The organism is Streptomyces sp. NPDC032822, assembly GCF_055578825.1.
This window is the reverse complement of the sequence record NZ_JBVIOL010000007.1, coordinates 99786-124845: the sequence shown is the minus strand read 5'-3', so window position 1 is coordinate 124845 and position 25060 is coordinate 99786. Positions and strand designations below refer to the sequence as shown.

Annotated in this window: 22 protein-coding genes and 1 tRNA gene; 15 read left to right on the top strand and 8 right to left on the bottom strand. The window is 71.6% G+C overall.

All coding sequences use genetic code 11. The features are described 5' to 3' along the window. Positions 1-14: 14 nt before the first annotated feature. The 4 genes from ACZ5VD_RS21085 to ACZ5VD_RS21070 form a co-directional block, all read right to left on the bottom strand. Positions 15-383 carry an SH3 domain-containing protein gene (locus ACZ5VD_RS21085; protein ID WP_468551033.1) on the bottom strand — a complete coding sequence of 123 codons (369 nt, stop codon included), beginning with the start codon at positions 381-383 and terminating at the stop codon, positions 15-17. 161 nt (positions 384-544) lie between these two features. Beyond that, on the bottom strand, positions 545-1804 hold the full coding sequence (locus ACZ5VD_RS21080; RefSeq protein ID WP_468551034.1) for a histidine kinase dimerization/phospho-acceptor domain-containing protein: 1260 nt from the start codon (positions 1802-1804) through the stop codon (positions 545-547). Next, positions 1801-2610 (bottom strand): hypothetical protein, encoded by an 810-nt coding sequence (locus ACZ5VD_RS21075; protein ID WP_468551035.1) that lies wholly within the window; start codon positions 2608-2610, stop codon positions 1801-1803. The genes ACZ5VD_RS21080 and ACZ5VD_RS21075 overlap by 4 nt, the downstream gene beginning before the upstream one ends. An 84-nt stretch (positions 2611-2694) precedes the next feature. Further along, positions 2695-3201, bottom strand: a complete 507-nt coding sequence (locus ACZ5VD_RS21070) for a protein-tyrosine phosphatase family protein (RefSeq protein ID WP_468551036.1) — start codon at positions 3199-3201, stop codon at positions 2695-2697. A gap of 154 nt (positions 3202-3355) precedes the next feature. On the opposite strand from ACZ5VD_RS21070, the gene ACZ5VD_RS21065 reads away from it, so the two are divergent. After that, positions 3356-4159, top strand: coding sequence for a nuclease-related domain-containing protein (locus ACZ5VD_RS21065; RefSeq protein WP_468682928.1), 804 nt, complete (start codon positions 3356-3358; stop codon positions 4157-4159). Positions 4160-4300: 141 nt separating this feature from the next. Here the strand turns inward: ACZ5VD_RS21065 and ligD are convergent, their stop codons facing one another. Beyond that, complete coding sequence (gene ligD, locus ACZ5VD_RS21060; RefSeq protein ID WP_468682927.1) at positions 4301-5182, bottom strand: non-homologous end-joining DNA ligase; 882 nt, start codon at positions 5180-5182, stop codon at positions 4301-4303. Positions 5183-5264: 82 nt separating this feature from the next. Between ligD and ku the strand changes: the two genes are divergently transcribed. Continuing rightward, entirely contained in the window at positions 5265-6332 is a 1068-nt protein-coding gene (gene ku / locus ACZ5VD_RS21055) for a non-homologous end joining protein Ku (RefSeq protein ID WP_468682926.1), read from the top strand. 96 nt (positions 6333-6428) lie between these two features. Here ku and ACZ5VD_RS21050 read toward each other — a convergent pair whose 3' ends face one another. Beyond that, positions 6429-6929: a peptidylprolyl isomerase gene (locus tag ACZ5VD_RS21050; RefSeq protein ID WP_468551040.1), complete on the bottom strand. Its 501-nt coding sequence runs from the start codon at positions 6927-6929 to the stop codon at positions 6429-6431. A gap of 89 nt (positions 6930-7018) precedes the next feature. Beyond that, a complete protein-coding gene (locus tag ACZ5VD_RS21045; RefSeq protein ID WP_468682925.1) occupies positions 7019-8326 on the bottom strand; it encodes an acyltransferase family protein in 1308 nt (435 codons plus the stop codon). 129 nt (positions 8327-8455) lie between these two features. On the opposite strand from ACZ5VD_RS21045, the gene ACZ5VD_RS21040 reads away from it, so the two are divergent. Both ACZ5VD_RS21040 and ACZ5VD_RS21035 read left to right on the top strand, forming a co-directional pair. Continuing rightward, a complete protein-coding gene (locus tag ACZ5VD_RS21040; protein WP_468683082.1) occupies positions 8456-9442 on the top strand; it encodes a GlxA family transcriptional regulator in 987 nt (328 codons plus the stop codon). Further along, positions 9439-10224, top strand: coding sequence for a DJ-1/PfpI family protein (locus tag ACZ5VD_RS21035; RefSeq protein WP_468551042.1), 786 nt, complete (start codon positions 9439-9441; stop codon positions 10222-10224). Before ACZ5VD_RS21040 ends, ACZ5VD_RS21035 begins: the two co-directional genes overlap by 4 nt. A 142-nt stretch (positions 10225-10366) precedes the next feature. On the opposite strand, the gene ACZ5VD_RS21030 is transcribed toward ACZ5VD_RS21035, so the two are convergent. Continuing rightward, positions 10367-10438: transfer RNA gene (locus ACZ5VD_RS21030), tRNA-Arg, on the bottom strand. A 236-nt stretch (positions 10439-10674) separates the two neighbouring features. Here ACZ5VD_RS21030 and ACZ5VD_RS21025 point away from each other — a divergent pair. The 11 genes from ACZ5VD_RS21025 to prfA all read left to right on the top strand — a co-directional run bounded on the left by ACZ5VD_RS21025 (position 10675) and on the right by prfA (position 25024). Then, positions 10675-11112, top strand: a complete 438-nt coding sequence (locus ACZ5VD_RS21025) for a response regulator (RefSeq protein ID WP_468682924.1) — start codon at positions 10675-10677, stop codon at positions 11110-11112. A 171-nt stretch (positions 11113-11283) separates the two neighbouring features. Continuing rightward, complete coding sequence (gene nrtL / locus ACZ5VD_RS21020) at positions 11284-12342, top strand: ArgS-related anticodon-binding protein NrtL (protein WP_468682923.1); 1059 nt, start codon at positions 11284-11286, stop codon at positions 12340-12342. A gap of 18 nt (positions 12343-12360) precedes the next feature. Then, positions 12361-13752 (top strand): diaminopimelate decarboxylase, encoded by a 1392-nt coding sequence (lysA, locus tag ACZ5VD_RS21015; protein WP_468551045.1) that lies wholly within the window; start codon positions 12361-12363, stop codon positions 13750-13752. A gap of 176 nt (positions 13753-13928) precedes the next feature. Beyond that, positions 13929-15221, top strand: coding sequence for a homoserine dehydrogenase (locus ACZ5VD_RS21010; RefSeq protein WP_468551046.1), 1293 nt, complete (start codon positions 13929-13931; stop codon positions 15219-15221). 6 nt (positions 15222-15227) lie between these two features. After that, complete coding sequence (gene thrC, locus ACZ5VD_RS21005; protein WP_468682922.1) at positions 15228-16286, top strand: threonine synthase; 1059 nt, start codon at positions 15228-15230, stop codon at positions 16284-16286. Positions 16287-16583: 297 nt separating this feature from the next. Next, positions 16584-17513, top strand: a complete 930-nt coding sequence (gene thrB / locus ACZ5VD_RS21000; RefSeq protein WP_468551048.1) for a homoserine kinase — start codon at positions 16584-16586, stop codon at positions 17511-17513. Positions 17514-17975: 462 nt separating this feature from the next. Continuing rightward, a complete protein-coding gene (gene rho, locus ACZ5VD_RS20995) occupies positions 17976-20054 on the top strand; it encodes a transcription termination factor Rho (RefSeq protein ID WP_468551049.1) in 2079 nt (692 codons plus the stop codon). A 218-nt stretch (positions 20055-20272) separates the two neighbouring features. Next, entirely contained in the window at positions 20273-22078 is a 1806-nt protein-coding gene (locus tag ACZ5VD_RS20990; RefSeq protein WP_468683080.1) for a trypsin-like serine protease, read from the top strand. Between the two features lie 208 nt (positions 22079-22286). Continuing rightward, positions 22287-23423 (top strand): LCP family protein, encoded by a 1137-nt coding sequence (locus ACZ5VD_RS20985; RefSeq protein ID WP_468551050.1) that lies wholly within the window; start codon positions 22287-22289, stop codon positions 23421-23423. A 160-nt stretch (positions 23424-23583) separates the two neighbouring features. Next, a complete protein-coding gene (gene rpmE, locus ACZ5VD_RS20980; RefSeq protein ID WP_468551051.1) occupies positions 23584-23805 on the top strand; it encodes a 50S ribosomal protein L31 in 222 nt (73 codons plus the stop codon). A 142-nt stretch (positions 23806-23947) separates the two neighbouring features. Further along, the gene (gene prfA / locus ACZ5VD_RS20975) at positions 23948-25024 is read left to right on the top strand and encodes a peptide chain release factor 1 (protein WP_468551052.1); all 1077 of its coding nucleotides are present in this window, start codon (positions 23948-23950) and stop codon (positions 25022-25024) included. Positions 25025-25060: the final 36 nt, after the last annotated feature.

Sequence of the window (25060 nt, the reverse complement as noted above, 5' to 3'; positions counted from 1 at the left end):
GGTTGCGTCCGGCGTCAGCACCAACGCGGCGCGGGCCCGATGTTGTCGATGTACCGGGCCGCACCCCACGCCCAGGTGCCGTCCGCGAGGAGGTACCAGAGGGGGTTGCCCTGGATGGTCTGGCCGCCGGTCTTGCAGTAGATCTTCACGATCTCGCCCTTGTGGGCGTACCGGATGATCTGCGAGCCCCGGTTCGGAGCGCTGCGCAGCGCGAGGGTGCCCGCGGTGACCTTGCCCTTGTAGTAGCGCGGGTGGTCGTGGTGGTTGCCCCAGTCGCCGCGGGAGTCCCAGTCGTCGTTGGCGACGGCGGGGGCGGCGGTGGCGGCGGTGCCGAGGAGGGCGCCGGCGGCGACGGCTATGGCGCAGCGGGAACGCAGGGACATGGGGAGTACCTCCATGAACGGGGGCGGGTGGACGGCGTGAAGCCGATGTGGGTCCAGCCGATGGGGGTGAAGCCGACTTATCGCCACATTAGGAGCGCCGATCGGCCTCCGCCCGTCACGCTGGTCCATAGGAGAACCCGGCCCGGGGAGAGACCGGAGGCCTAAGCCAGCGTCAGTACGGCGACCGCCCCGCCGTCCGCCGCGTTGCCGAAGGCGAGCCGCGCCCCCAGCACCTCCGCCTGCCCGAGCGCGATGGTCAGCCCCAGCCCGTGCCCCCGCGCACCCCCCTCGGTACGGAACCGCTGCGGCCCGTGCTCGACCAGGTACGCCGGATACCCGTCCCCGTGGTCCCGCACGGTCACCACCGGCCCCTCACCCGTTCCGTCGGCCGGCCCGTCCACCGTCAGGACCACCGGCCCCCGCCCGTGCGCGTGCGCGTTCGCCACGAGGTTGCCGAGCACCCGCTCCAGCCGCCGCCGGTCCGTCTCCACCGCCACCTCCCGGACGACGACGATCTCCGTGTCGGTCCCCGACGCCCGCACCACCCGCTCGGCCAGCGCCCCGAGCGGCTCCCGGTCCAGCTCCAGCCGCTCCCGCCCGGCGTCCAGCCGGGAGATCTCCAGCAGGTCCTCGGTGAGGGTGCGCAGCGCCGCCACCCGGTCCCGGACCAGCTCGGTCGGCCGGCCCGCCGGCAGCAGCTCGGCCGCCGCGTGCAGCCCGGTCAGCGGGGTGCGCAGCTCGTGCGCCACGTCCGCGGTGAACCGCTGCTCGGCGAGCAGCTTGCCCTGGAGGGAGGCGGCCATCGAGTCCAGCGCGGCGGACACCGCGGCGACCTCGTCCTCGGGGCGGGTCGGATCCTTCGTGCGGGGGTCGTCGACGCGGGCGTCCAGGTCGCCCGCGGTGATCCGCCGGGCCACCCGCGCGGTGGTGTGCAGCCGCCGGGTCACCCGGGTCACCGCGAAGGCACCCACCAGCAGCGTGGTCCCGATCGCCAGCCCCGACGACCACACGATGGCCCGGTCGAGACCGTCGATCGTGCGCCGGCCCTGCGAGTGGTCGACCTCCACGGCCAGCGCCCGTCCGCCGTCGACCGGCCCGGCCGCCCACATCGTGGGGCGTCCGCGGTGCTCGCCGACCATCGTGCCGCGCTCCCCGGCCGCCGCCAGTTCCCGCAGCGGTGCGGGCAGACCGGGCGGATCGACACCGACACCCCGCGGCAGCGAGTCCCCCGCCTCGAAGGCGGCCGTGGACTCCGTCAGCCGGTCCAGCGCGCGTTCCCGGGCCTGGTCGACGGTCTGGTTCGTCACCGAGACATGCACGAGGACGCCGAGCAGGGCGGCCAGCGCGCAGCACATCACCGTGATGAAGACGGCGGCCTTCACGGCCAGGGCGCCGGCCCACCGGGGGAGCGCGAGCCTCATCGGCCACTCGCGGACGGGGACACGGACGGAGTCACGGACGGGAACGGGGACGGGGATGCGGACGCGCGGGTCGTCGGGCGTTTCGAGGGTTTCCTGCCGCCCGTGCGCAGCATCTCGTCGTGCGTCAGCAGCATCAGACGCTGGTCCGGGTCCCAGGTCCACTGGAAGCGGTACTCGTAGCCCGCGATGTCGGACGGCGAACGGATGATCACGGACCGGCCGGCCAGCTCCACCCCGGCCACCGCGTCGTCGTTGGACATCACCCGCACCAGCCGGCCCGACTCGAAGGTGTAGACGCGCACCGCCGTCTGGTTGCCGGGCAGCAGGGCGAACCCCAGCGTCAGATCGTCGCGGCCGTCGCCGGTGAGATCGCGGTAGTACGGATCCAGCACCGGACACCGGCCCTTGGCGACGCCGTCCGCACAGTCCGCGATCCGGCGGGCCGTCTCGGCGTACGGCGCCTTCGCGGCCGTGTACGCGTCCGGGTGCTGGGCGATCTCCGCGCGCACCACGGCCACCGGGTCCACGGCGTGGATGTCGTCGCCGGGAGCGGTGAGGCCCCGGATCGGTTCGGCCTCACCGTCGTCGTAGTCCCAGGCGGGGCTGGCCGCCGGGGTCAGATCCGGCCACAGCCGGTCCGGGCTCATCGCCGTCGAGGTCGGGCCCGCGCCCTGGAGACCGCCCGCGTCACCGCAGCCCGCGAGGATCGCCGGCAGCAGGGCGACGGCGAGGGCGGCACGGACCGGCGTACGGGTCGGCGTGCGGCGCGGCGGACGGATCGTCGTGCGGGTCGGCGTGAGGGGCACGCCGACACCTTATTCCGCGGGAAGTCCTTTTTGCGCAGTGGTCGGCCGGGGAGAAGCCCCGGCCGGAGGGCCGAGAGGAAACGATTACTCGGCCAGCTCCTCCAGCAGTCGTGCCGTCGGCAGCCCCGTCTGCAGGTACTCGACGAACAGGTCGTTGTGAAGGGCCCAGGGCGAGCGCCGGGACCGGATCAGCCGGATCGCCTCGTCCGTCGAGTGCCCCCGGCGGACCAGGGCGTGCGCGACCACCAGCCCCGAGCGGTTGTAGCCGGAATAGCAGCGCACGAGCACCGAGCGGCCCGCGTCCAGCGCGTCGCACGCGGCCTGCGCCAGCCGGATCACGCCCGCGAGCTGGGTACCGTCCAGCGGCCCGTCGGGAATCGGCCACACATGGTGCTCGACACCCGGGTCCGGGCCGTGCCCCGGCAGCCTCAACAGGGTCTGCACGACGTCGAACTCGTCCCGTACGACGGCGAACTCGACCTGCCCGGACTGGCTCCTGAACTCGTGCCCGCCCATCCAGAGCCCCGGCACGACCTCGTCCCACCGATGGTCCGGAGCGGGTACGTCGGCCTGTTTCCTGCGCGTTCGCAACGGCGCCTCCCCAAGCCCCTGCCAACTCACCCCGAGGACCCGGGCCCACCATTAGTACCCGGGTCAACTCCCCTTCAAAGGTGACCGGCAAAGACAGCAGGCTTCTTGCCCCTGGAGCGCCCCGCCTGTTCCCATGGTCGTGGGGTGATGGTGCATGAGCGGACTACGTGTCGTACCGGCCTGGCGCCACGGCCGGGAACGGTTGTACGTCTGCCTCACGGACGGCAGGAACATCGCCTGGTACGACCGTGAGGCATCCCGGGTCAACCTGCTCAGCGAGGACCGCAGAGAGGATGTCCTCGACGTCCTCGGTCCCTTCCTCACCGGACCGGTGGCGGTCGGCCCGCCCCCGGTGCCGACACCCGCCGAACTGGCCCGGCTCTCCCTCCACCCGGACGACGACCTGGCGCCCAACCGCCCCGGCGAGGCCCTCCAGGTCGCCCTGGACCGGGACCCCGGCCCCACCCACCGGTTCCGCCCCGACCCCCGTCGCCGGGCCCTCGTGGCCGAACAGACGGTCGGGGCGGCCCTCGACCTGCTCGACGGTGCCGGCTGGCACGCCCTGCACTCGGTGCCCCTGCCCGGCGGCGACCGCGTCCACCACCTGGTGATCGGCCCCGGCGGACTCTTCGCGATCCACACGCTGTACGCCCGCAAGCAGCGGGTCACGGTCGCCGACCCCATGGTCGCGCTGGGCCGCCGCGAACCCCTCCCGCTGCTGCGCCGGGTCCGCGCCGACGCCGCCCGCGTCTCCTACGCCCTGACCGCCGAGGTCCACCCGGTCCTCGCCCTGGTGGGACCCGCCGACGTGCGGATCACCGCCCCGCCGCGCGAGGTCAGGATCATGACGGACACGGAGATCGAGGGCCTGGCCCGGCTCGGGGGAGTCCTCAAGCAGGCGGACGTGGAGGCCCTGCACGCGATGGCCCGGGATCGGCAGGCGTGGGTGCGGGTGTGAGTCCGGACATGGGCGGGGTGTGAGTCCGGACATGGGCGCGGGTGCGGGTGTGAGTCCGGACCGGGATCCGAAGCCCGCGTTCAGGACCCGGCCCGGCGGGCCTCGTTCCCGTCCCGGCGGATCTCGTTCCCGCGCCGGCGTTCAGGGCAGCGCTCCCGCCGCGTCCGGGTCGAGAAGCGGGCCCAGCAGGTCGCCGTGGTCCCGCACGCGGGGTGCGATGTCCGGGGCCTGGAACGCCAGGTGTTCGGGCGCCCCGCACTCCTCGACCTCGCCCCAGGTCACCGGCGCCGACACCAGGGGCAGCGCGCGGGCCCGCAGGGTGTAGGGCGTCGCCGTGGTCTTGCGCGCGGCGTTCTGGCTCCAGTCGACGAACACCTTCCCCGGCCGCAGGCTCCGCGTCATGCGGTGGACGACCAGCCGGGGCAGCGCCTTCTCCGCCTCGACGGCGAGCCGCTTGGCGTACTCGGTGACGCTGTCGCAGGAGACCGGCCGCAGCGCGGCCAGCAGATGCAGCCCCTTCGACCCGGCGGTCTTCGCGTACGCCTCGATCCCGTCCGCCGCGAGCCGCTCCCGCAGCCAGAGGGCGACCTCGCAGCACTCGACGACCGTCGCCGGCGCCCCGGGGTCGAGGTCGAGGACCAGCCGGTCGGCCTCGCCGGGCGCGTCCAGGACCCACTGGTGCGTGTGGAACTCGGCGACGAGGTTCGCCGCCCACATCAGGCTCGCCAGGTCCTGCACCAGCACCATCCGGGCCGGCCCCTCCGACCGGGGCACCTCGGCGGTGGTGACCCAGTCGGGCGTACCCGGCGGCACGTTCTTGGTGAAGAACACCTGCCCGTCGGGCCCGTCCGGGTAGCGCAGGAAGGACACGGGGCGATCCCGGAGGTGCGGCAGCAGGACCTCGGCGGTGGTCGCGTAGTAGTGCAGCACCTCGCCCTTGGTGAACCCGGTCGCGGGATACAGCACCTTCTCCAGGTTGCTGAGCGCGAGCCTTCGCCCCTCCACCTCTGTGATCGGCGTCATACGATGAGAATCCCAGAGATTCCGTCGTAAGTAATGACAACTAATGACAAGTGGCGGCAAGCCGATCGAAAGGGTGCTGCACGTGCGATCCATATGGAACGGCGCCATCTCGTTCGGGCTGGTCAGCATCCCGATCAAGCTGGTGAACGCGACCGAGAGCCACTCGATCTCCTTCCGCCAGATCCACCTGGAGGACGGCGGCCGCATCCGCTACCGCAAGGTCTGCGAGCTGGAGGAGCGCGAGGTCAGCGGCTCGGAGATCGGCAAGGGCTACGAGGACGCGGACGGCACGATCATCCCCATCACCGACGACGACCTCTCGCACCTGCCGCTCCCCACGGCCAGGACGATCGAGATCGTGGCGTTCGTGCCGGCCGACCGGATCGACCCGCTCCAGATGGACGCCGCGTACTACCTCGCAGCCGGTGGCGTCCCGGCCGCCAAGCCGTACACACTGCTGCGCGAGGCCCTCAAGCGCAGCAACAAGGTGGCCATCGCCAAGTACGCGCTGCGCGGCCGTGAACGCCTCGGGATGCTCCGGGTCGTCGAGGACGCCATCGCCATGCACGGCCTGCTCTGGCCGGACGAGGTCCGCGCCCCGCAGGGGGTCGCCCCCGACACCGAGGTCACCGTCAACGACAAGGAACTCGACCTCGCGGACGCCCTGATGGACACCCTCGGCGAGATCGACCTCGACGAACTGCACGACGAGTACCGCGAGGCCCTGGAGGAGGTCGTCGCCGCGAAGGCCGCCGGGGAGAGCCCGCCACAGGCCCCCGAACCGGCGAAGGGCGGCAAGGTCCTCGACCTGATGGCCGCGCTGGAGAAGAGCGTGCGGGCGGCGAAGGAGTCGCGGGGCGAGGAGGAGTCCGGGGAACACGCGGAGGTCAGACCGCTGCCGGCCAGGAAGTCGGCGCGGGCCACGCCCAAGCAGACCGGCGGCAAGAAGTCGACGTCCACGGCCGGCACGGCGAAGAAGACCGCGCCGAACAAGGCCACGACGAGCAGGACCGCGACGAAGAAGACCGCCGCGAAGAAGACGACCGGGACGGCGGCCAAGAAGACCGCCGCGAAGAAGACCCTGGCGAAGAGCGCCCCGGCCAAGAAGGCCCCGGCGAAGAAGGCGGCGCCCCGCAAGAGGAGCGCGTGACCTGCGTACCGCGCGGGCCGGGCGGCCCCCGCAGCCGCAGGTCCCGTCGGACGGCAGGCGGCAGAGGCCGGACCGTCCGCGCTCGTCGGACGAGCGTCAGTCGAGAACCTTCGCGCCCTCGATGATCACGGGCTGGGTCGGTACGTCCCCGTGCCCGCGACTGCTGCCCGTGCGGACCTTCCTGATCTGGTCCACGACGTCCTGACCCTCGACGACCTTGCCGAAGACGGTGTAGCCCCAGCCGTTCGGGGTCTTCGCCGTGTAGTTGAGGAAGTCGTTGTCCGACACGTTCACGAAGAACTGCGCGGTCGCGGAGTGCGGGTCGCTGGTGCGCGCCATCGCCACGGTGTAGGCGACGTTCTTCAGCCCGTTGTCGGCCTCGTTCGGGACCGGCGCCAGGGTGGGCTTCTGGACCATGTCCGCGGTGAATCCGCCGCCCTGGGCCATGAAGCCGTCGATCACGCGGTGGAAGATGGTGCCGTCGTAGTGCCCGTTGCGCACGTACGTGAGGAAGTTCTCGACGGTCTTGGGTGCTTCGGCGTCGTGCAGTTCGAGAACGACTCGGCCGAAGTTCGTGGTCAGCTCGACCCTGGACATGGGATTCGTCCCTTTCTGGTGGGGCATGGCCGCAGCATCTTGTCACACAGCCCTCCCGCGGCCCGGTGGCCGGGCCCGCCCACCGGGCGTCAGGCCGCCTCCTCCAGGGCGTCCTCGGCCCTCGCCGCCCGCGCTCCGCCCGGCCACCGGCCGGGGAGCGTGACCAGCGCGATGCCCAGGCCGAGACCCACGGCGGGCCAGACCGGGAACCGCCCGTCGGGGGCGAACCCCCGCACGGCGAACCGGCTCAGCGCGCCGGCACACACCACCAGGCCGAGCCACACCGCCCAGGCCCACCGCGGCCGGGCCGGCGGCCGTATCCGCTCGTACAGCGCGCCCACCCTCCGCTCCCACGGCCGCAACCCGTACACGACCCCCGCCAGCACCCACCCGAGCAGCACCAGCCACGGCACCCGCAGCGCCCACCAGGCCCCGGACCCGAAACCGGGCTCGGGCGCGAGACCGGGCAGATAGAGGACGGCGGCGAGGATCAGCACGGGCACCATGTGCCACAGGTACAGCGTCATGCTGACCCCGCTCACGGCCCGCACCCGCCGCCACACCCGCTCCCGCGCCAACACCCGCCGCAGCACGGGCGCGAGCAGCAGACACAGCCCCGCCTGCGCCACCACCCAGGCGAGCATCGCCGCCGACGGCGGATCGGTGTTGCCCGGGTCCTGCCCGGTCACGAGGATCAGACTGACGGGATACGGGCCGAGGCCGACCAGCAGCGCGAAGGAGAGCGCACCGCCCGCCGCCATCAGCGCCGGGACCGCCGGCCGTCCGCCCAGCAGACCGTCCCGCCAGCAGAACCCCAGCTGGTAGGCGAGGCCCCACACCAGCGCGTAGTTGAGCAGCCCGACGCCGAGGACACCGGCCCCGAGGGCCAGGGCACCCATCGCCACGGGGACGAGCACACCCCACCGCCGGTGCGCCGCGTGCAGCGACGGCGTCAGCGCACCGAGGACGAGATACACGGGCAGGAACCAGAACTGCATGGCCAGGGCCCAGCCCACCAGCTGGAGGGTGGCCGGATCCACACCGACGGCCGCCGACACCCCTACGCCGGCCAGCACCGGCCCGCAGTACACCGCGGTCGGCAGCAGCAACCGCAGCGCCCGGCGCCCCACCCATCCCGCGGCCGTGACCCCCGCACCCCGGTCCCGCTCCCAGGAGCCGCCCGCTCCGTGCCCGCCGGCCAGGAAGAACAACGGCATGACCTGGAAGCCCAGCGTCAGCCACTGGGTCCACGGCACCACCGCCAGCAGCTCCGGCGCCCCGATCTCCCCGCCGTCACCGCGCACCAGCCCGGTGATCAGCCAGTGCCCGCACACCACCGCGCCGATCGCCCAGGCCCGCAGGAAGTCGACGTACCGATCTCTGTCCAGACCCCTCATGCCTCGCGATGCTGCCGCAGGACCCGAACCCTCGCGCCGAAGACCCCGTGCCGCAACCAATCCGTGCCCGGTACGACACCCGGCCGGGCAGGGATGTGCTGCCATCGGGGCATGGACACCGCCCGACACGTGCTGATCGTCGCCTACGACGACGCCCAGATCCTCGACATCGCCTCGCCCGGCGGCGCGTTGGACATCGCGAACCGGCTCGGCGCCCGGCCGCCGTACGTCGTCGAGGTGGGCACGGTCGGGGGCCGCGCCGCGCGGAGTTCGGCGGGCATCCGGATCGGTGCCGGACAGGAGCTGGAGACCGTGACGGGCGGCCTGGACACGCTGCTCGTCGTCGGCGGCATCGGCTGCGAGACCGCCGCGGCCGACGAGCGGTTACTCGCACAGGTCCGGCGCCTGGCCGGCCGTAGCCGCCGGGTGGCCTCCGTGTGCACGGGCGCCTATGTGCTGGCCGCCGCCGGGCTGTTGGACCACCGGCGGGTGACCACGCACTGGCGGTGGGGAGAGCGGCTCGCCGAGCGCCATCCCGAGGTGGCCGTGGACGTGGGCCCGCTGCGCATCCGCGACGGCAACGTCTACACCTCGGCCGGTGTCACCAGCGCCCTGGACCTGACGCTGACCCTGATCGAGGACGACCACGGACCCACTCTGGCCCGGGCGGTGGCCAGAGAGCTGGTCACCTACCTCCACCGCCCCGCCGACCAGGCGCAGATCTCCCTGTACCTGGCCGCCCCACCACCCGAGGACCGTCTCGTCCGGGACCTGACCGGCCACATAGCCGGCCACCTGGCCGAGGACCTCACCCCCGCGGCCCTCGCCGCCCGGGTGGGGGTCAGCCCCCGCCACCTGACCCGCCTGTTCACCGCCCACCTCGGCACGACCCCGGCCCGGGCGGTGCGCGCGGCCCGTACCGAGGCGGCGGCCCATCTGGCCCGGTCCAGCGCGCTGCCGATGGCGGCCATCGCCCGCCGCTGCGGCTTCGGGTCGGCGGAGACCCTGAGGCAGGCGCTGCTGGACCGCTACGGGGTCACGGGGGACAGGCTTCGCAGGATGCCGGACATGCCCGCCGCGCGGGACACCCCGAGCCGCAAGACTGCCCGGCCATGAGACACGCGACGACCACACGCAGAAACGTTCTCCGCGGCACCGTGGCGACCGCCGCACTGGCCACCACGACCGGCACGGCCCAGGCCGCCACCACCGCGCAGACCGCCCCCGGGTCCGGCGGCACCGGCCCGCACATCGGCATCCTGCTCTACGACGGCTTCAGCATGCTCGACCCGACCGGCCCGGCCGAGATCCTCTCCCGCCTGCCCGACGCCACCGTCACGATGATCGCCGAGCGGCGCGGCCCGGTCCGCACGGACACCGGGGACGTCGCCCTGGTCGCCGAGCGCTCCTTCGCCGAGACCGACCGCCTCGACGTCCTGCTCGTCCCCGGCGCGGGCAACCGCGGCACCACCGCGGCCCTCACCGACCAGCCCCTGCTGAACGCCGTCCGCCGACTCCACCGCCACACCCGCTGGACCACATCGGTCTGCACCGGCAGCCTCGTCCTCGCGGCAGCGGGCCTCCTCGACGGCCGACGGGCCACCACCTACTGGGCCAGCGCCGGCTACCTGGAGACCACCTTCGACGTGACCTACGTCCCCGAGCGCTACGTCCGCTCCGGCAAGATCATCACCTCGGCCGGCGTCTCGGCGGGCATCGACATGGCCCTCCACCTCGCCGCGCTCCTCTCCGACGACGACACCGCCCGAGCCCTCCAACTCGCCGTGGAGTACGACCCCCAGCCCCCCTTCGACTCCGGCAACGCGGCCGAGGCAAGCGACGAACTGAAGGCACGGGCCCTGCGGTTGCTGGCGGATTCCGAAGCCCCCGCACCCTGACCCGGCCGGACACGGCATCCGCGTCCCGGCCCGGCGTCCACCGCGCAAACGACGGAGAGCCGGACCCAGCAGCACTGGATCCGGCTCTCGATGTCCGGCACTTCCCCAGACCAACGGAATACTCACGCTGCCCCGAACAAAGTGCCCCCGGCAGGATTCGAACCTGCGCACACGGCTCCGGAGGCCGTTGCTCTATCCCCTGAGCTACGGGGGCGTGTCGGCTGCGGTGTTCGCTGCGACGGGTAGAACCCTACCAGTTCCCTCGGGGTGTTCATGAACGGGTTTTGCGGGGTCAGGGGAGGTCGGGCCGGGTCCCCGTGGAGGGGGCGGGGTGTCCCTGTGAGGGGATGGGTACCCCGCACGGGGTGGAAGTGGGGAAAACCCGGACGCGGTGGCCGGTCCCGACCTACTCTCGGAGTTGTGCCAGGCGCGTCGGGCCGGGTGCTTGTTGTGGACGACAACAAGGTCATCCGGCAGCTGATCAGGGTCAATCTCGAACTGGAGGGTTTCGAGGTCGTGACCGCGGCCGATGGTGCCGAGTGTCTGGATGTCGTTCATCAGGTACGGCCGGATGTGATCACCCTGGACGTGGTGATGCCGAGGCTGGACGGGCTCCGGACCGCCGCGAGGCTGCGTGCCGACGCCCGGACCCGTGATCTTCCCCTCGCGATCGTCAGCGCGTGTACGCAGTACGAGGTCGAGGCCGGGCTCGATGTGGGCGTCGACGCCTTCCTCGCCAAACCCTTCGAGCCCGCCGAACTCGTGCGGCTCGTACGGCAGTTGATCGAGAACAAGCAGGGCGGGGAGCCCGGGGGAGCGGACGGGATGGTGTTCGGGAGCGTCCTCGGGGGCGGCGAGGCCGAGCGGGCCGGCCGAACCGGCGGCTGAGCGACCCCGACAGGCGGCGTGACGCCGTGGCGTGACGCCCGGCTCGGACTCCGTGGCTCCGGGGCTTTGTCCTTCACGGTTCCGCGTCCGCGTCCCCGGCTCCGTCCACATCCCGGACCCCGCCCAAACCGACTCGCCTAGCCACCCCCCTCCTCGCCTACGCTTGTCCCTGTGACCCCCGTCGAGCTCTCCCGTACCGTGCTGCGCGCGGTGCGTCGTGCTGTCGACGCGGGGGAGCTGAGCGTGACCGTTCCGGGGCGGGCCGTCGTGACCGCGCCCGGTCCCGGTGGCTGTGGTGACTACGCCACCAACATCGCCCTCCAGCTCGCCCGCCCGGCCGGACAACCCCCGCTGCGTGTCGCCGAGATCCTCGCCTCGCGCCTCGCGGACGCGGACGGCGTCACCGACGTCGTCGTCACCGGCCCCGGATTCCTCAACATCAGCCTGCGCGGTACGTCGTCCGGCGCCCTCGTCGAGGAGATCCTGCGGCGCGGACGGCGGTACGGGTACGCCGACGGCCCGACCGGGCAGGTGGTCCAGCTCCACGCGCCCCACGAGGTCCGTGCCGTCGTCGTCATGGACGTCGTCGCCCGGCTGCTCCGCTCCCAGGGAGCCCTCGTGCGCACCAGCTGCGAGGCCCGCCCCGAGCCGGCGTGGGAGGACGTCCTCGGAGTGCGGGTCGACGCCTACGGCAGGCCCGGCGCCCCCGCCCCCCTCGACGTCGACGTACGTCCCGTACCGGCCGACCCCGCCGGACCCGGACCCGCCCGCCTCGGCCGTGACGCCGCCCGCTGGGCCCTGCTGCACCCCGCCGCCCACGACCGGCCCCGGATCGACGACGAGCACCTCGCCCAGCGGGAGAGCAACCCCCTCTTCCGGGTCCGGTACGCCCACGCCCGCACCCGGGCCCTGGGCCGCAACGCCGCCGACCTCAGCTTCCACGCCGAACCCGGCGAGGTGCCCGACGGAGTGGCCGACGCTCTGATCCTCCTCGCCGACCACCCCCGCGTCCTGGCCCGAGCCGCGGCGCACCGCACTCCCGATCTCCTCGCCCGGCACCTCGTCTCCGTCGCCGATGCCGTGCTCCCCTTCCTCCCCACCGTCCTTCCGCGCGGCGAGGAGAAACCCTCGGCCGCCCACCGTGCCCGGCTGGCTCTCGCCGAAGCCGCCGGGGCGGTGCTGGCCGGTGGCCTGTTCCTGCTCGGCATCGACGCACCCGATCACCTCTGAGAAAGCCCCGAACACGTCATGAGTCGTTCCGCACACCCCGCCGGGCCCCGCCACGCCGATGTCTTCGCCGAAGGCCACTACTCGGCGCCGCCCGCAGACCTCAACTCCCTTGACCCCAAGGTGTGGGCCCAGACGGTCGGCCGTGACGCCGACGGAGTCGTCACCGTCGGCGGTATCGACGTGAAGGCCCTCGCCGAAGAGCACGGCACCCCCGCCTACGTCGTCGACGAGGCCGACTTCCGGGCCCGGGCCCGGGCGTGGCGTACCGCCTTCGGGGGCGACGCCGACGTCTTCTACGCCGGCAAGGCGTTCCTGTCCCGTGCCGTCGTGCGGTGGCTGCACGAGGAGGGGCTGAACCTCGACGTCTGCTCCGGTGGCGAACTCGCCACCGCGCTCTCCGCCGGGATGCCCGCCGACCGCATCGCCTTCCACGGCAACAACAAGTCCGTCGCCGAGATCACCAGGGCGATCGAGACCGGGGTCGGGCGGATCGTCCTCGACTCCTTCCAGGAGATCGTCCGCGTCGCCCACATCGCTCAGTCGCTGGGCAGGCGGCAGCGCGTGCAGATCCGTATCACCGTCGGGGTGGAAGCCCACACGCACGAGTTCATCGCCACCGCCCACGAGGACCAGAAGTTCGGCATTCCGCTGGCCGGCGGGCAGGCCGCCGAGGCCGTACGGCGTGCGCTCCGGCTCGACGGACTCGAACTGATCGGGATCCACTCCCACATCGGGTCGCAGATCTTCGACATGTCCGGCTTCGAGGTCGCCGCCCACCGGGTGGTCGGCCTGCTCAAGGACGTCCGTGACGAGCACGGCGTGGAACTGCCCGAGATCGACCTCGGTGGCGGCCTCGGCATCGCCTACACCAGCGAGGACGACCCCAGCGAGCCGCACGAGATCGCCAAGGCGCTCACCGAGATCGTCACCCGTGAGTGCGAGTCCGCCAAGCTGCGCACGCCCCGTATCTCCGTCGAGCCCGGCCGCGCCATCGTCGGCCCGACCGCGTTCACGCTCTACGAGGTCGGCACCATCAAGCCCCTCGACGGACTGCGCACCTACGTCTCCGTCGACGGCGGCATGTCCGACAACATCCGCACCGCGCTGTACGACGCCGAGTACACCGTCGCCCTGGTCTCCCGGACGAGTGAGGCCGAGCCCATGCTCGCCCGCGTCGTCGGCAAGCACTGCGAGAGCGGCGACATCGTCGTGAAGGACGCGTTCCTGCCGGCCGACCTGGCACCGGGTGACCTGATCGCCGTACCGGCGACGGGCGCGTACTGCCGGTCCATGGCCAGCAACTACAACCACGTACTGCGTCCGCCGGTCGTCGCGGTGCGCGACGGAGAGTCTCGGGTGATCGTCCGCCGCGAGACGGAGGAGGACCTCCTGCGCCTCGACGTCGGATAGCCCGGCGGTGCCCCCGGACACCGGGGGTGCGCCCCGCCTGCCGGGGGGCGGAAGATCTCCTGTGTTCCGCCCCCGCGCTGATGAAATAGATGTCTCACGATCCGGACATGGGACAGAAAGTCCCGTCCGGTGAGTGAGACTGGTCCCACCGTGACGGTATGAGGAAACGAGGTCGGATGATGCGTACGCGTCCGCTGAAGGTGGCGCTGCTGGGCTGCGGAGTGGTCGGCTCAGAGGTGGCGCGCATCATGACGACGCACGCCGACGACCTCGCCGCCCGGATCGGGGCCCCGGTGGAGCTGGCGGGCGTGGCCGTACGGCGGCCCTCCAAGGTGCGCGAGGGCATCGACCCCGCCCTCGTCACGACCGACGCCACCGCCCTCGTCAAGCGCGGCGACATCGACGTGGTGATCGAGGTCATCGGCGGCATCGAGCCCGCCCGCACCCTGATCACCACCGCCTTCGAGCACGGCGCCTCCGTCGTCTCCGCCAACAAGGCGCTGCTCGCCCAGGACGGCGCCGCCCTGCACGCCGCCGCCCACGACCACGACGCGGACCTCTACTACGAGGCCGCCGTCGCCGGCGCCATCCCGCTGATCCGCCCGCTGCGCGAGTCCCTCGCCGGTGACAAGGTCAACCGCGTGCTCGGGATCGTCAACGGCACCACCAACTTCATCCTCGACAAGATGGACTCGACGGGCGCCGGATATCAGGAGGCCCTCGACGAGGCCACCGCCCTCGGGTACGCCGAGGCCGACCCGACCGCCGACGTCGAGGGCTTCGACGCCGCCGCCAAGGCCGCCATCCTCGCCGGGATCGCCTTCCACACGCGCGTGCGCCTCGACGACGTCTACCGCGAGGGCATGACCGAGGTCACCGCCGCCGACTTCGCCTCCGCACGGCGGATGGGCTGCACCATCAAGCTCCTCGCCATCTGCGAGCGGGCGGAGGACGGCGGCTCGGTCACCGCGCGCGTGCACCCCGCGATGATCCCGCTGACGCACCCGCTCGCCTCCGTACGCGGCGCGTACAACGCCGTGTTCGTCGAGTCCGACGCCTCCGGACAGCTGATGTTCTACGGCCCCGGCGCCGGTGGCGCCCCCACCGCCTCCGCCGTCCTCGGCGACCTGGTGGCGGTCTGCCGCAACCGGCTCAACGGCGGCACCGGGCCGGGCGAGTCCGCGTACGCCGCGCTGCCCGTGTGGGGCATGGGCGAGGTCGTCACGCGCTACCACATCAGCCTCGACGTGGCGGACAAACCGGGTGTTCTCGCCCAGGTGGCCACCGTGTTCGCCGAGCACGGCGTATCCATCGATACGGTTCGCCAGCAGGGGAAGGACGGCGAGGCCTCTCTCGTCGTCGTCACGCACCGCGCGTCCGACGCCGCCCTCACCGGCACCGTCGAGGCGTTGCGGAATCTCGACACCGTGCGTGGTGTCGCCAGCATCATGCGGGTTGAAGGAGAGTAACCAGCAATGACCCACCAGTGGCGCGGAATCATCGAGGAGTACCGGGAGCGGCTGCCGGTGTCCGACACCACGCCGGTCGTGACGCTCCGCGAGGGCGGCACGCCCCTCGTACCCGCGCAGGTGCTCTCCGAGCGCACCGGGTGCGAGGTCCACCTCAAGGTGGAGGGCGCCAACCCCACCGGGTCCTTCAAGGACCGCGGTATGACCATGGCCATCACGCGGGCGAAGGAGGAGGGCGCGAAGGCGGTCATCTGCGCCTCCACCGGCAACACCTCCGCCTCCGCCGCCGCGTACGCGGTGCGCGCCGGCATGGTGTGCGCCGTCCTCGTCCCGCGGGGCAAGATCGCGCTCGGCAAGATGGGCCAGGCGCTGGTGCACGGCGCCAAGATCCTCCAGGTCGACGGAAACTTCGACGACTGCCTCACCCTCGCCCGCGGTCTGAGCGACAACTACCCCGTGGCGCTGGTGAATTCGGTCAACCCGGTGCGCATCGAGGGCCAGAAGACGGCGTCCTTCGAGATCGTCGACATGCTCGGCGACGCGCCCGACATCCACGTCCTGCCGGTGGGCAACGCGGGCAACATCACCGCGTACTGGAAGGGGTACAAGGAGTACGCCGCCGACGGCGTCGCCACCCACGCCCCCCGTATGTGGGGCTTCCAGGCCTCCGGCAGTGCCCCGATCGTGCGCGGCGAGGTCGTCAAGGACCCCTCGACCATCGCGACCGCCATCCGGATCGGCAACCCCGCGTCCTGGCAGTACGCGGTGGCGGCGCGGGACGAGTCCGGTGGCTTCATCGACGAGGTGACGGACCGTGAGATCCTGCGCGCCTACCGGCTGTTGGCCGCTCAGGAGGGTGTTTTCGTCGAGCCCGCCTCCGCCGCCTCGGTGGCCGGTCTGCTGAAGGCGGCCGAGCAGGGCAAGGTCGATCCCGGCCAGAAGATCGTGTGCACGGTCACCGGGAACGGCCTCAAGGACCCCGACTGGGCCGTGGCGGGCGCACCGCAGCCCGTCACCGTCCCGGTCGACGCGGCGACGGCGGCCGAACGCCTGGGCCTCGTCTGACCCGTACACCCGGTCCGACCTGCACGACGACCTCCGGGAACCGCCGGTTCCCGGAGGGGGTGCACAGGGGGCTTACGACACGCATCGTGCGCCTCCTGTGCGCCCTATGTCGCCACAGAACCTTCCTTCGATAGGCTGTACCGAACCCGCCCGCCGCATATGCCCGCGCATACGGCCGGGTGCCGCGCCGTCTCCGCGGCCCGGAAGCGGTTCCCCCCGGTGTTCGTGCCTCGGGGAACCTCACGTACGTATCGAATGTCTTCGACAGTTCCGCAGCTCAAGGAGAGTCATCGAGCGATGGCCGGTCCAGCCTTCCGCGCCGCCGCCGTCCGGGTGCGCGTCCCCGCCACCAGCGCCAACCTCGGTCCGGGCTTCGACGCCCTCGGCCTGTCGTTGGGGCTGTACGACGACGTGGTCGTCCGGGTGGCCGACGCCGGGCTGCACGTCGACATCGCCGGTGAGGGCAGCGAGACCCTCCCGCGCGACGAGAACCACCTGCTCGTACGGTCCCTGCGCACCGCCTTCGACCTGCTCGGCGGACAGCCGCGCGGCCTGGAGATCGTCTGCGCGAACCGCATCCCGCACGGCAGGGGCCTCGGCTCCTCCTCGGCCGCCATCTGCGCCGGCATCGTCGCCGCGCGCGCGGTGACCATAGGCGGCGAGTCCAAGCTGGACGACACGGCCCTGCTGGAGCTGGCGACCGAGATCGAGGGCCACCCCGACAACGTGGCGGCCTGTCTGCTCGGCGGGTTCACGCTCTCCTGGATGGAGTCCGGTGCCGCCCGGGCGATCAGGATGGAACCCGCCGATTCCATCGTTCCGGTGGTCTTCGTGCCCGGCAGGCCGGTCCTGACGGAGACCGCGCGCGGACTGCTCCCGCGCTCCGTGCCGCACGTCGACGCGGCCACCAACGCGGGCCGTGCCGCACTGCTCGTCGAGGCCCTGACCAGGCGTCCCGAACTGCTGCTGCCGGCCACCGAGGACCGTCTCCACCAGGAGTACCGCGCACCGGCGATGCCGGAGAGCGCGGCGCTGGTGGAGCGGCTGCGGGCCGACGGCGTCCCGGCGGTCATCTCCGGCGCGGGCCCCACGGTGCTCGCGCTGGTGGACGGCGAGAGCGCCGACAAGGTCGCCCATCTGGCGGGCGAGGGCTGGGCCGCCAACCGGCTCGACCTCGATGCCAAGGGGGCGAGCGTGCTGCCGCTCGCGCCCTCCGGTGATATCTGACAGTGACAACCGGCAGTGACAGCCGGCAGTGACATCTGAAATCCGGTGGCGGCGCCGCCGCTCGCCGGATTTCGAGAGGGGGAATGTTTGTTGGATCCGGTAGTGTTAACCTCAAGTCTGCACCCGACCCCACCATGGCGAGGTGCATCGCGTCCCCGTCCGGGACAGACATCCTTCCGGGAGCCTCCCAAGCCGCATTGTGTTCCGTACGACGTACGCGGGCAGTACGCCGTATGCGGGCGCTGAGCGACCTGCCGGGCACGCTCCGGAACCGGTGCGACCGAGCCACGTGACACAGACACTCAGTGCCACGGCTTTGGGAAGCGCCGCAGTCACCACATTCCTCCGCCGTTCAGGCGGACCACCGCCCCGGCACGGTCCACACAGCAAGGACCACTGTCGGACAGCACAACCGGTCGCCGAGCCAGACAGGCCGACGTCCGCTCCAGGGAAGGACCCTTCGTGAGCGACACCACCGATCTGATGGGCGCACGTGTCGAGGAGACCGCTGCCGCGCCCGCCACGGACGCCTCCGCGCCTGCCAGCGGTGCCGGCTCCCGGCGGCGCCGCGGTACCGGCCTCGACGGCATGGTGCTGGCCGAGCTGCAGCAGGTCGCATCCGGCCTCGGCATCAGGGGCACCGCGCGCATGCGCAAGAGCCAGCTGATCGAGGTCATCAAGGAGGCGCAGGCGGGTGGGGGCGCCGCTCCGGCCAAGGCCGAAGCCGCCACCGAGACCAAGCCCAAGCGCCGCGCCACCTCCAAGGCCCGTACGGGCGACGAGGCCGCTCCCGCCGCCGCGAAGAAGGCGGCCGCGAAGACCGAGGCCCCCGCCGAGGCGGCCGTGGCCCAGCAGCAGATCGACATTCCCGGCCAGCCCGCCGGCGGCCCCTCCCGTGCGAGCGCGGCCGAGCGTGGGGGGGACGACGCCCCCACCGAGCGCCGTCGCCGCCGCGCCACCGCCGAGGCCGGCAGCCCCGAGACGGTCACCGCCGAGGCGAAGAACGAGCCGAAGGCCGAGACGCCCGCCCCGCAGGCGCAGGGCGAGGCCAAGGGCGACACCGACGGCGGCGAGAACCGTCGTCGCGACCGTCGTGAGCGTGGTCGTGACCGTGACCGCGGCGACCGTCGCAAGGGTGACGAGCAGCAGGGTGGTCAGGGCGGCCAGAGCGCTCAGGGCGGCGGCCAGCAGCAGCGTCAGGACCGCCAGGACCGTCAGCAGCAGGGCGGCGGTGGTCGTCAGGACCGCCAGGACCGTCAGGACCGCCAGCGCGACAACGGCCCGCAGGACGACGACGACTTCGAGGGCGGCCGTCGTGGCCGTCGTGGCCGCTACCGCGACCGTCGTGGCCGTCGTGGACGTGACGAGATGGGCGGCCCCGAGCCGCAACTCGCCGACGACGACGTCCTGATCCCCGTCGCGGGCATCCTCGACATCCTCGACAACTACGCGTTCATCCGCACCTCGGGCTACCTGCCGGGTCCCAACGACGTGTACGTCTCCCTCGCCCAGGTCCGCAAGAACGGCCTGCGCAAGGGTGACCACGTCACCGGTGCCGTGCGTCAGCCCAAGGACGGCGAGCGTCGCGAGAAGTTCAACGCGCTGGTCCGCCTCGACTCGGCGAACGGCATGGCAGCCGAATCCGGGCGCGGGCGGCCGGAGTTCAACAAGCTGACGCCCCTTTACCCGCAGGACCGGCTCCGTCTGGAGACCGACCCGGGCATCCTCACCACCCGCATCATCGACCTCGTCGCGCCGATCGGTAAGGGCCAGCGCGGTCTGATCGTGGCCCCGCCGAAGACCGGCAAGACCATGATCATGCAGGCCATCGCCAACGCGATCACGCACAACAACCCCGAGTGCCACCTGATGGTCGTCCTGGTCGACGAGCGTCCGGAAGAGGTCACCGACATGCAGCGGTCGGTGAAGGGCGAGGTCATCTCCTCGACCTTCGACCGCCCGGCCGAGGACCACACCACGGTCGCCGAGCTCGCCATCGAGCGCGCCAAGCGTCTGGTGGAGCTGGGCCACGACGTCGTCGTCCTGCTCGACTCGATCACGCGTCTGGGCCGTGCGTACAACCTCGCGGCCCCGGCCTCCGGCCGCATCCTGTCCGGTGGTGTCGACTCGACCGCCCTGTACCCGCCGAAGCGCTTCTTCGGTGCGGCCCGCAACATCGAGGACGGCGGCTCGCTGACCATCCTCGCCACCGCGCTGGTGGACACCGGGTCCCGCATGGACGAGGTCATCTTCGAGGAGTTCAAGGGCACCGGCAACGCCGAGCTCAAGCTCGACCGCAAGCTCGCCGACAAGCGCATCTTCCCGGCGGTGGACGTCGACGCGTCCGGTACCCGCAAGGAAGAGATCCTGCTCGGCAGCGACGAGCTCGCCGTCACCTGGAAGCTGCGCCGGGTGCTGCACGCGCTCGACCAGCAGCAGGCGATCGAGCTGCTTCTCGACAAAATGAAGCAGACGAAGTCGAACGGCGAGTTCCTGCTGCAGATCCAGAAGACGACGCCGTCGCCCGGCAACGGCGACTAGGCACTCCGCCGGGAGAGCCGAAGAAACGGCCGGTTGTCTGTCGGCCACGGGTCTTCCGCGGCTGATCGCGCAGTTCCCGCGCCCCTCGGGGTGCGAAGGGCCGCCCCGTACGCGGGGCGGCCCTTTCCGCGTTCCTCGGCCGGGTCAGGATCACGCGTTCGGTCACCTATTCGACCGCGAACTCATGATCCCGAGGGGGGACTTGCGTGGGTACACCCATGTCCGGGGGCAGCCGTCGGCACAGACGTCGGATACGGATCGCCCTGCCCGTCGGCGCGGCCGGTGTGGCCGCCGCCGTGGCCGCCGCGCTGCTGACGTCGTCCGCGGGCGCCGCCACCGCCGTCACACCGACACCGCCGGTCAGGGCCGCCGTGGCGCAGCCCTCGCTCGCCGAACTGCGCCAGCGCATCGCCGCCGCCATGGCCGGTGACGACACCCCGGGCGCCACGACGAGCACCACCTCGTTCGGTGCGAACACCGCCGGCACGAGCACGTCCACCGTCGACCCGAAGGTCATCGGCGGCACGACGACCACCCTCACCAAGGCCCCGTGGATGGCCCAGCTCTGGTACACCGACGACCAGGGCACCGCGGACGAGAGCGACGACACCGGCTTCTTCTGCGGCGGCGCCGTCGTCGCGCCGACGAAGATCCTCACCGCCGCGCACTGCGTGAAGGGCTACGACTGGAACGCGGGCGGCGCCGTGGTGACCGGCACCTCGCAGCTGCCCTCCGAGGGCGACCCGCACGGCGGTACCGTCAGCGGGGTCCTGCGGCAGTGGTACCACCCGTCGTACAACGCGCGGACCATCGACAACGACCTCGCCCTCCTCACCCTGGCGAGCCCCGTCAAGGCCACGCCGATCCGTATGACGACGTCCGGCGACACCGCCTCGTACGCCGCCGGCAAGAGCGCGAAGGTCTACGGCTGGGGCCGTACCAGCTCCACCACAGAGGACATCTCCGAGACGCTGAAGACGGCGACACTGCCGATCCGGTCCGACGCCACCTGCGCCGGCTACTACGGCTCCGAGTTCGTCAAGGGCCACATGGTCTGCGCGGGCCAGCCCGCCACCGGCAGCGACACCGGGACGACGTCCGCCTGCAACGGCGACTCCGGCGGCCCGCTCGTCGTGAACAACCGGATCGTGGGCGTCGTCTCCTGGGGCGTGGCGAACTGCGTGAAGAAGGGCGCGTACAGCGTCTTCACCAAGGTCAGCACGTACGCCGGCGCCGCCTATCCGCGCGTCGACGACACCAACCTGAGCTTCGACCACAAGGCCGACCTGTGGGTGCGCAAGTCCTCCACGAAGACCGGCTACGAGAAGGACTCCAAGGGCACCTCCTTCGGCGCCCGGCAGTCCTGGGGCGACTGGAGCGGCGTCGACGTCGTCCTGCAGAGCGACCTCGACCGCGACGGCTACCAGGACTTCGTGTACCGGGTCGCGTCCACCGGCGACGTCTACTGGTGGCGGTACGTCCCGGCCACCGAGAGCTGGGCCGACCCCCAGCGGATCTACGGCGACTGGAAGTCCCGCACCCGCATCGTCGCCCCCGGTGACGTCACCGGCGACTACCTGCCCGACCTGCTGTCGGTCGACTCCGCGGGCACCCTGTGGATCTACCCCGGCAAGGGCAACGGCACCTTCGGCGCCCGTACGAAGGTCGGCACGGGCTGGAACCGGTACAACTCCCTGCGCGGCCACGGCGACTTCACCGGCGACGGCAGGGCCGACCTGATCGCCCGCGCCAAGGACGGCTCCGTGTACCTCTACAAGGGCACCGGCAAGTCCGGCACCGGAGCCTTCTCCGCCCGCGTCAAGGTGCGCACCTGGAGCAGCTCGACGTACAACGCCTTCGACGCGGTCGGTGACGTCTCCGGCGACGGCAAGGCCGACTTCCTGGCCCGTACGCCCGGCGGGAAGCTCTATCCGTACAAGGGCACCGGCAAGGCGACGAGCGAGATCTTCGCCACAAGGATCTCCGTCGGCACCGATTTCGAGCAGTACGACATCTTCGGCTGAAACCGCTGGTGAGCGGCGTTCGCCCCGAATAGTCCGTCACGCGCTGTGGCCACCGCCGCACAGGGTGGCCACAGCGCGTTGTGCAACCCTTTCCCAGGTTTCGCCGTCTGACCAGGCGGAGCGACGATGGTGCGGTATGGGTTCGCCACGACCGCGCCTGACCCTGAAAGCAGGGGGTAACCGAGACCGGACGAGATTCGAGGAGCACATGTCCGCCGAGAGCACGCCGGAGTCCGGCATACCGGACGAGTCCGGCACCACGGGCCGCCACCGGACCAAGGGCAGCCGCCGCAAGCCCCGAGGCAAGCGCCGCAAGGGCATCCTCATCATGGCCTGGACCGCGGCGGGCATCGTCGTCCTCGGCGGCACCGGAGCCGGCTACCTGTACTTCAAGCTCAACGGCAACATCAAGAGCGTCGACATCGACCAGGTCCTCGGCAGCGCCCGGCCCACGAAGGTCGACAACGGCTCCGAGAACATCCTCGTCCTCGGCTCGGACACCCGCGCCGGCAGCAACAAGAAGCTCGGCGGCGGCGCCGACGACGGCAGTGCCCGCTCCGACACCGCGATGGTCGTGCACGTCTACAAGGGCCACAAGAAGGCCAGCGTGGTCTCCATACCGCGCGACACCATCATCGACCGCCCCGAGTGCACCGACCCCAAGGGTGAGACGCACGACGCCGCGTCCGGCGTGATGTTCAACTCCGCCTACTCGACCGGGGGCGCCGCCTGCGCGGTGAAGACCGTCGAGTCCCTCAGCGGCATCCGCATGGACCACTACCTGGAAGTCGACTTCAGCGGCTTCGAGAAGATCATCGACGAGCTCGGCGGCGTCAAGGTCACCACGACCAAGGACATCAAGGACCCCGAGAGCCACCTGAACCTGAAGGCCGGCACCCACCAGCTCGACGGTGAGCAGGCGCTCGGCCTGGTCCGCACCCGGCACGGCGTCGGCGACGGCTCCGACCTCGGCCGCATCCAGCTCCAGCAGGCCTTCATCAAGGCGCTGCTCAACCAGGTCAAGAGCATCAACCTGTTCGGCGACCCGACCAAGCTCTACGACCTGGCCAACACCGCCACCAAGACCGTGACCACCGACTCCGACCTCGGCTCGGTCAACAAGCTCTCGTCCTTCGCGAGCGGCCTCAAGGGCATCAGCTCCTCCAAGATGCACATGGTCACGATGCCGGTCCAGTACGACCCCGCGAACCCGAACCGCGTGATCGTCCAGGAGGCCAAGGCCAAGAAGGTGTGGACCGCCCTGGAGAACGACCGGACGATCCCGAAGTCGGCCACGGAGGGCAACGCCACCGGCGAGGCCGAGGGCGTCGTCAGCGCCGGTTAGCGGCGTCACCGAGGGGCCGGGACGGCCCCGGGGAATAGATATCCCCGGCCCCCGGTTTTGGGGGATGGCACCAGTGCTGGCAGACTGGTACGTCGGCTCCGGTTCACGCCTCCGCAATCCGCGGCTGCGACCCGGCGCCCTCCCGAAACTAGGAGACACCTTGAAGCGCGACATCCACCCCGAGTACGTCGAGACGCAGGTCAGCTGCACCTGTGGCGCGTCGTTCACCACCCGGAGCACCATCGACTCCGGCACCATCCGTGCCGAGGTCTGCTCCGAGTGCCACCCGTTCTACACGGGCAAGCAGAAGATCCTCGACACCGGTGGCCGCGTGGCCCGCTTCGAGGCCCGCTTCGGCAAGGCTGCCGCCTCCAAGAAGTAGCGAGCCCCCTGGAGCCTGTCCGCCGGACGGGCTCTCTCGCCGGTCCACGGTCGCGCCCCTTCTCCGGGCGCACCGGGACCGGCGTTTTTGGTCGCTCGCCTTCCCCTCATTCCAGCAGTACAGGCAGTACAGGAGCCGAAAGATGTTCGAGGCCGTCGAGGACCTCGTCGGTGAGCACGCCGACCTGGAGAAGAAGCTGGCCGACCCGTCGGTCCACTCCGACCAGGCCAACGCGCGCAAGCTGAACAAGCGGTACGCCGAGCTCACCCCGATCGTCGCCACGTTCCGCTCCTGGAAGCAGACCGGCGACGACATCGAGACCGCGCGCGAGTTCGCCGCCGCCGACCCGGACTTCGCCGCCGAGGCCAAGGAGCTGGAGAAGCAGCGCGAGGAGCTGACGGAGAAGCTGCGCCTTCTCCTCGTTCCGCGCGACCCCAGCGACGACAAGGACGTCATCCTGGAGATCAAGGCGGGCGCGGGCGGCGACGAGTCCGCCCTGTTCGCCGGCGATCTGCTGCGCATGTATCTGCGGTACGCCGAGCGGGTCGGCTGGAAGACCGAGATCATCGACGCCACCGAGTCCGAGCTGGGCGGCTACAAGGACGTCCAGGTCGCGGTGAAGACCAAGGGCGGCCAGGGCGCCACCGAGCCCGGCCAGGGCGTGTGGGCGCGAATGAAGTACGAGGGCGGGGTGCACCGCGTGCAGCGGGTGCCGGCGACCGAGTCGCAGGGCCGTATCCACACCTCCGCGGCCGGTGTCCTGGTGACGCCCGAGGCGGAGGAGGTGGAGGTGGAGATCAACCCCAACGACCTCCGCATCGACGTCTACCGGTCCTCGGGCCCCGGCGGCCAGTCCGTCAACACCACCGACTCCGCCGTGCGCATCACGCACGTGCCGACCGGAGTCGTCGCCTCCTGCCAGAACGAGAAGAGCCAGCTGCAGAACAAGGAGCAGGCGATGCGTATCCTGCGCTCCAGGCTGCTTGCCGCGGCGCAGGAGGAGGCGGAGCGGGAGGCCGCCGACGCCCGCCGCAGCCAGGTCCGCACCGTCGACCGCTCCGAGAAGATCCGCACCTACAACTTCCCGGAGAACCGCATCTCGGACCACCGGGTCGGCTTCAAGTCGTACAACCTGGACCAGGTCCTGGACGGCGACCTTGACGCGGTGATCCAGGCCTGCGTCGACGCGGACTCGGCGGCGAAGCTGGCGGCCGCGTAAGCGGGTAAGGACGTACCCACGCACGAGTACGACACG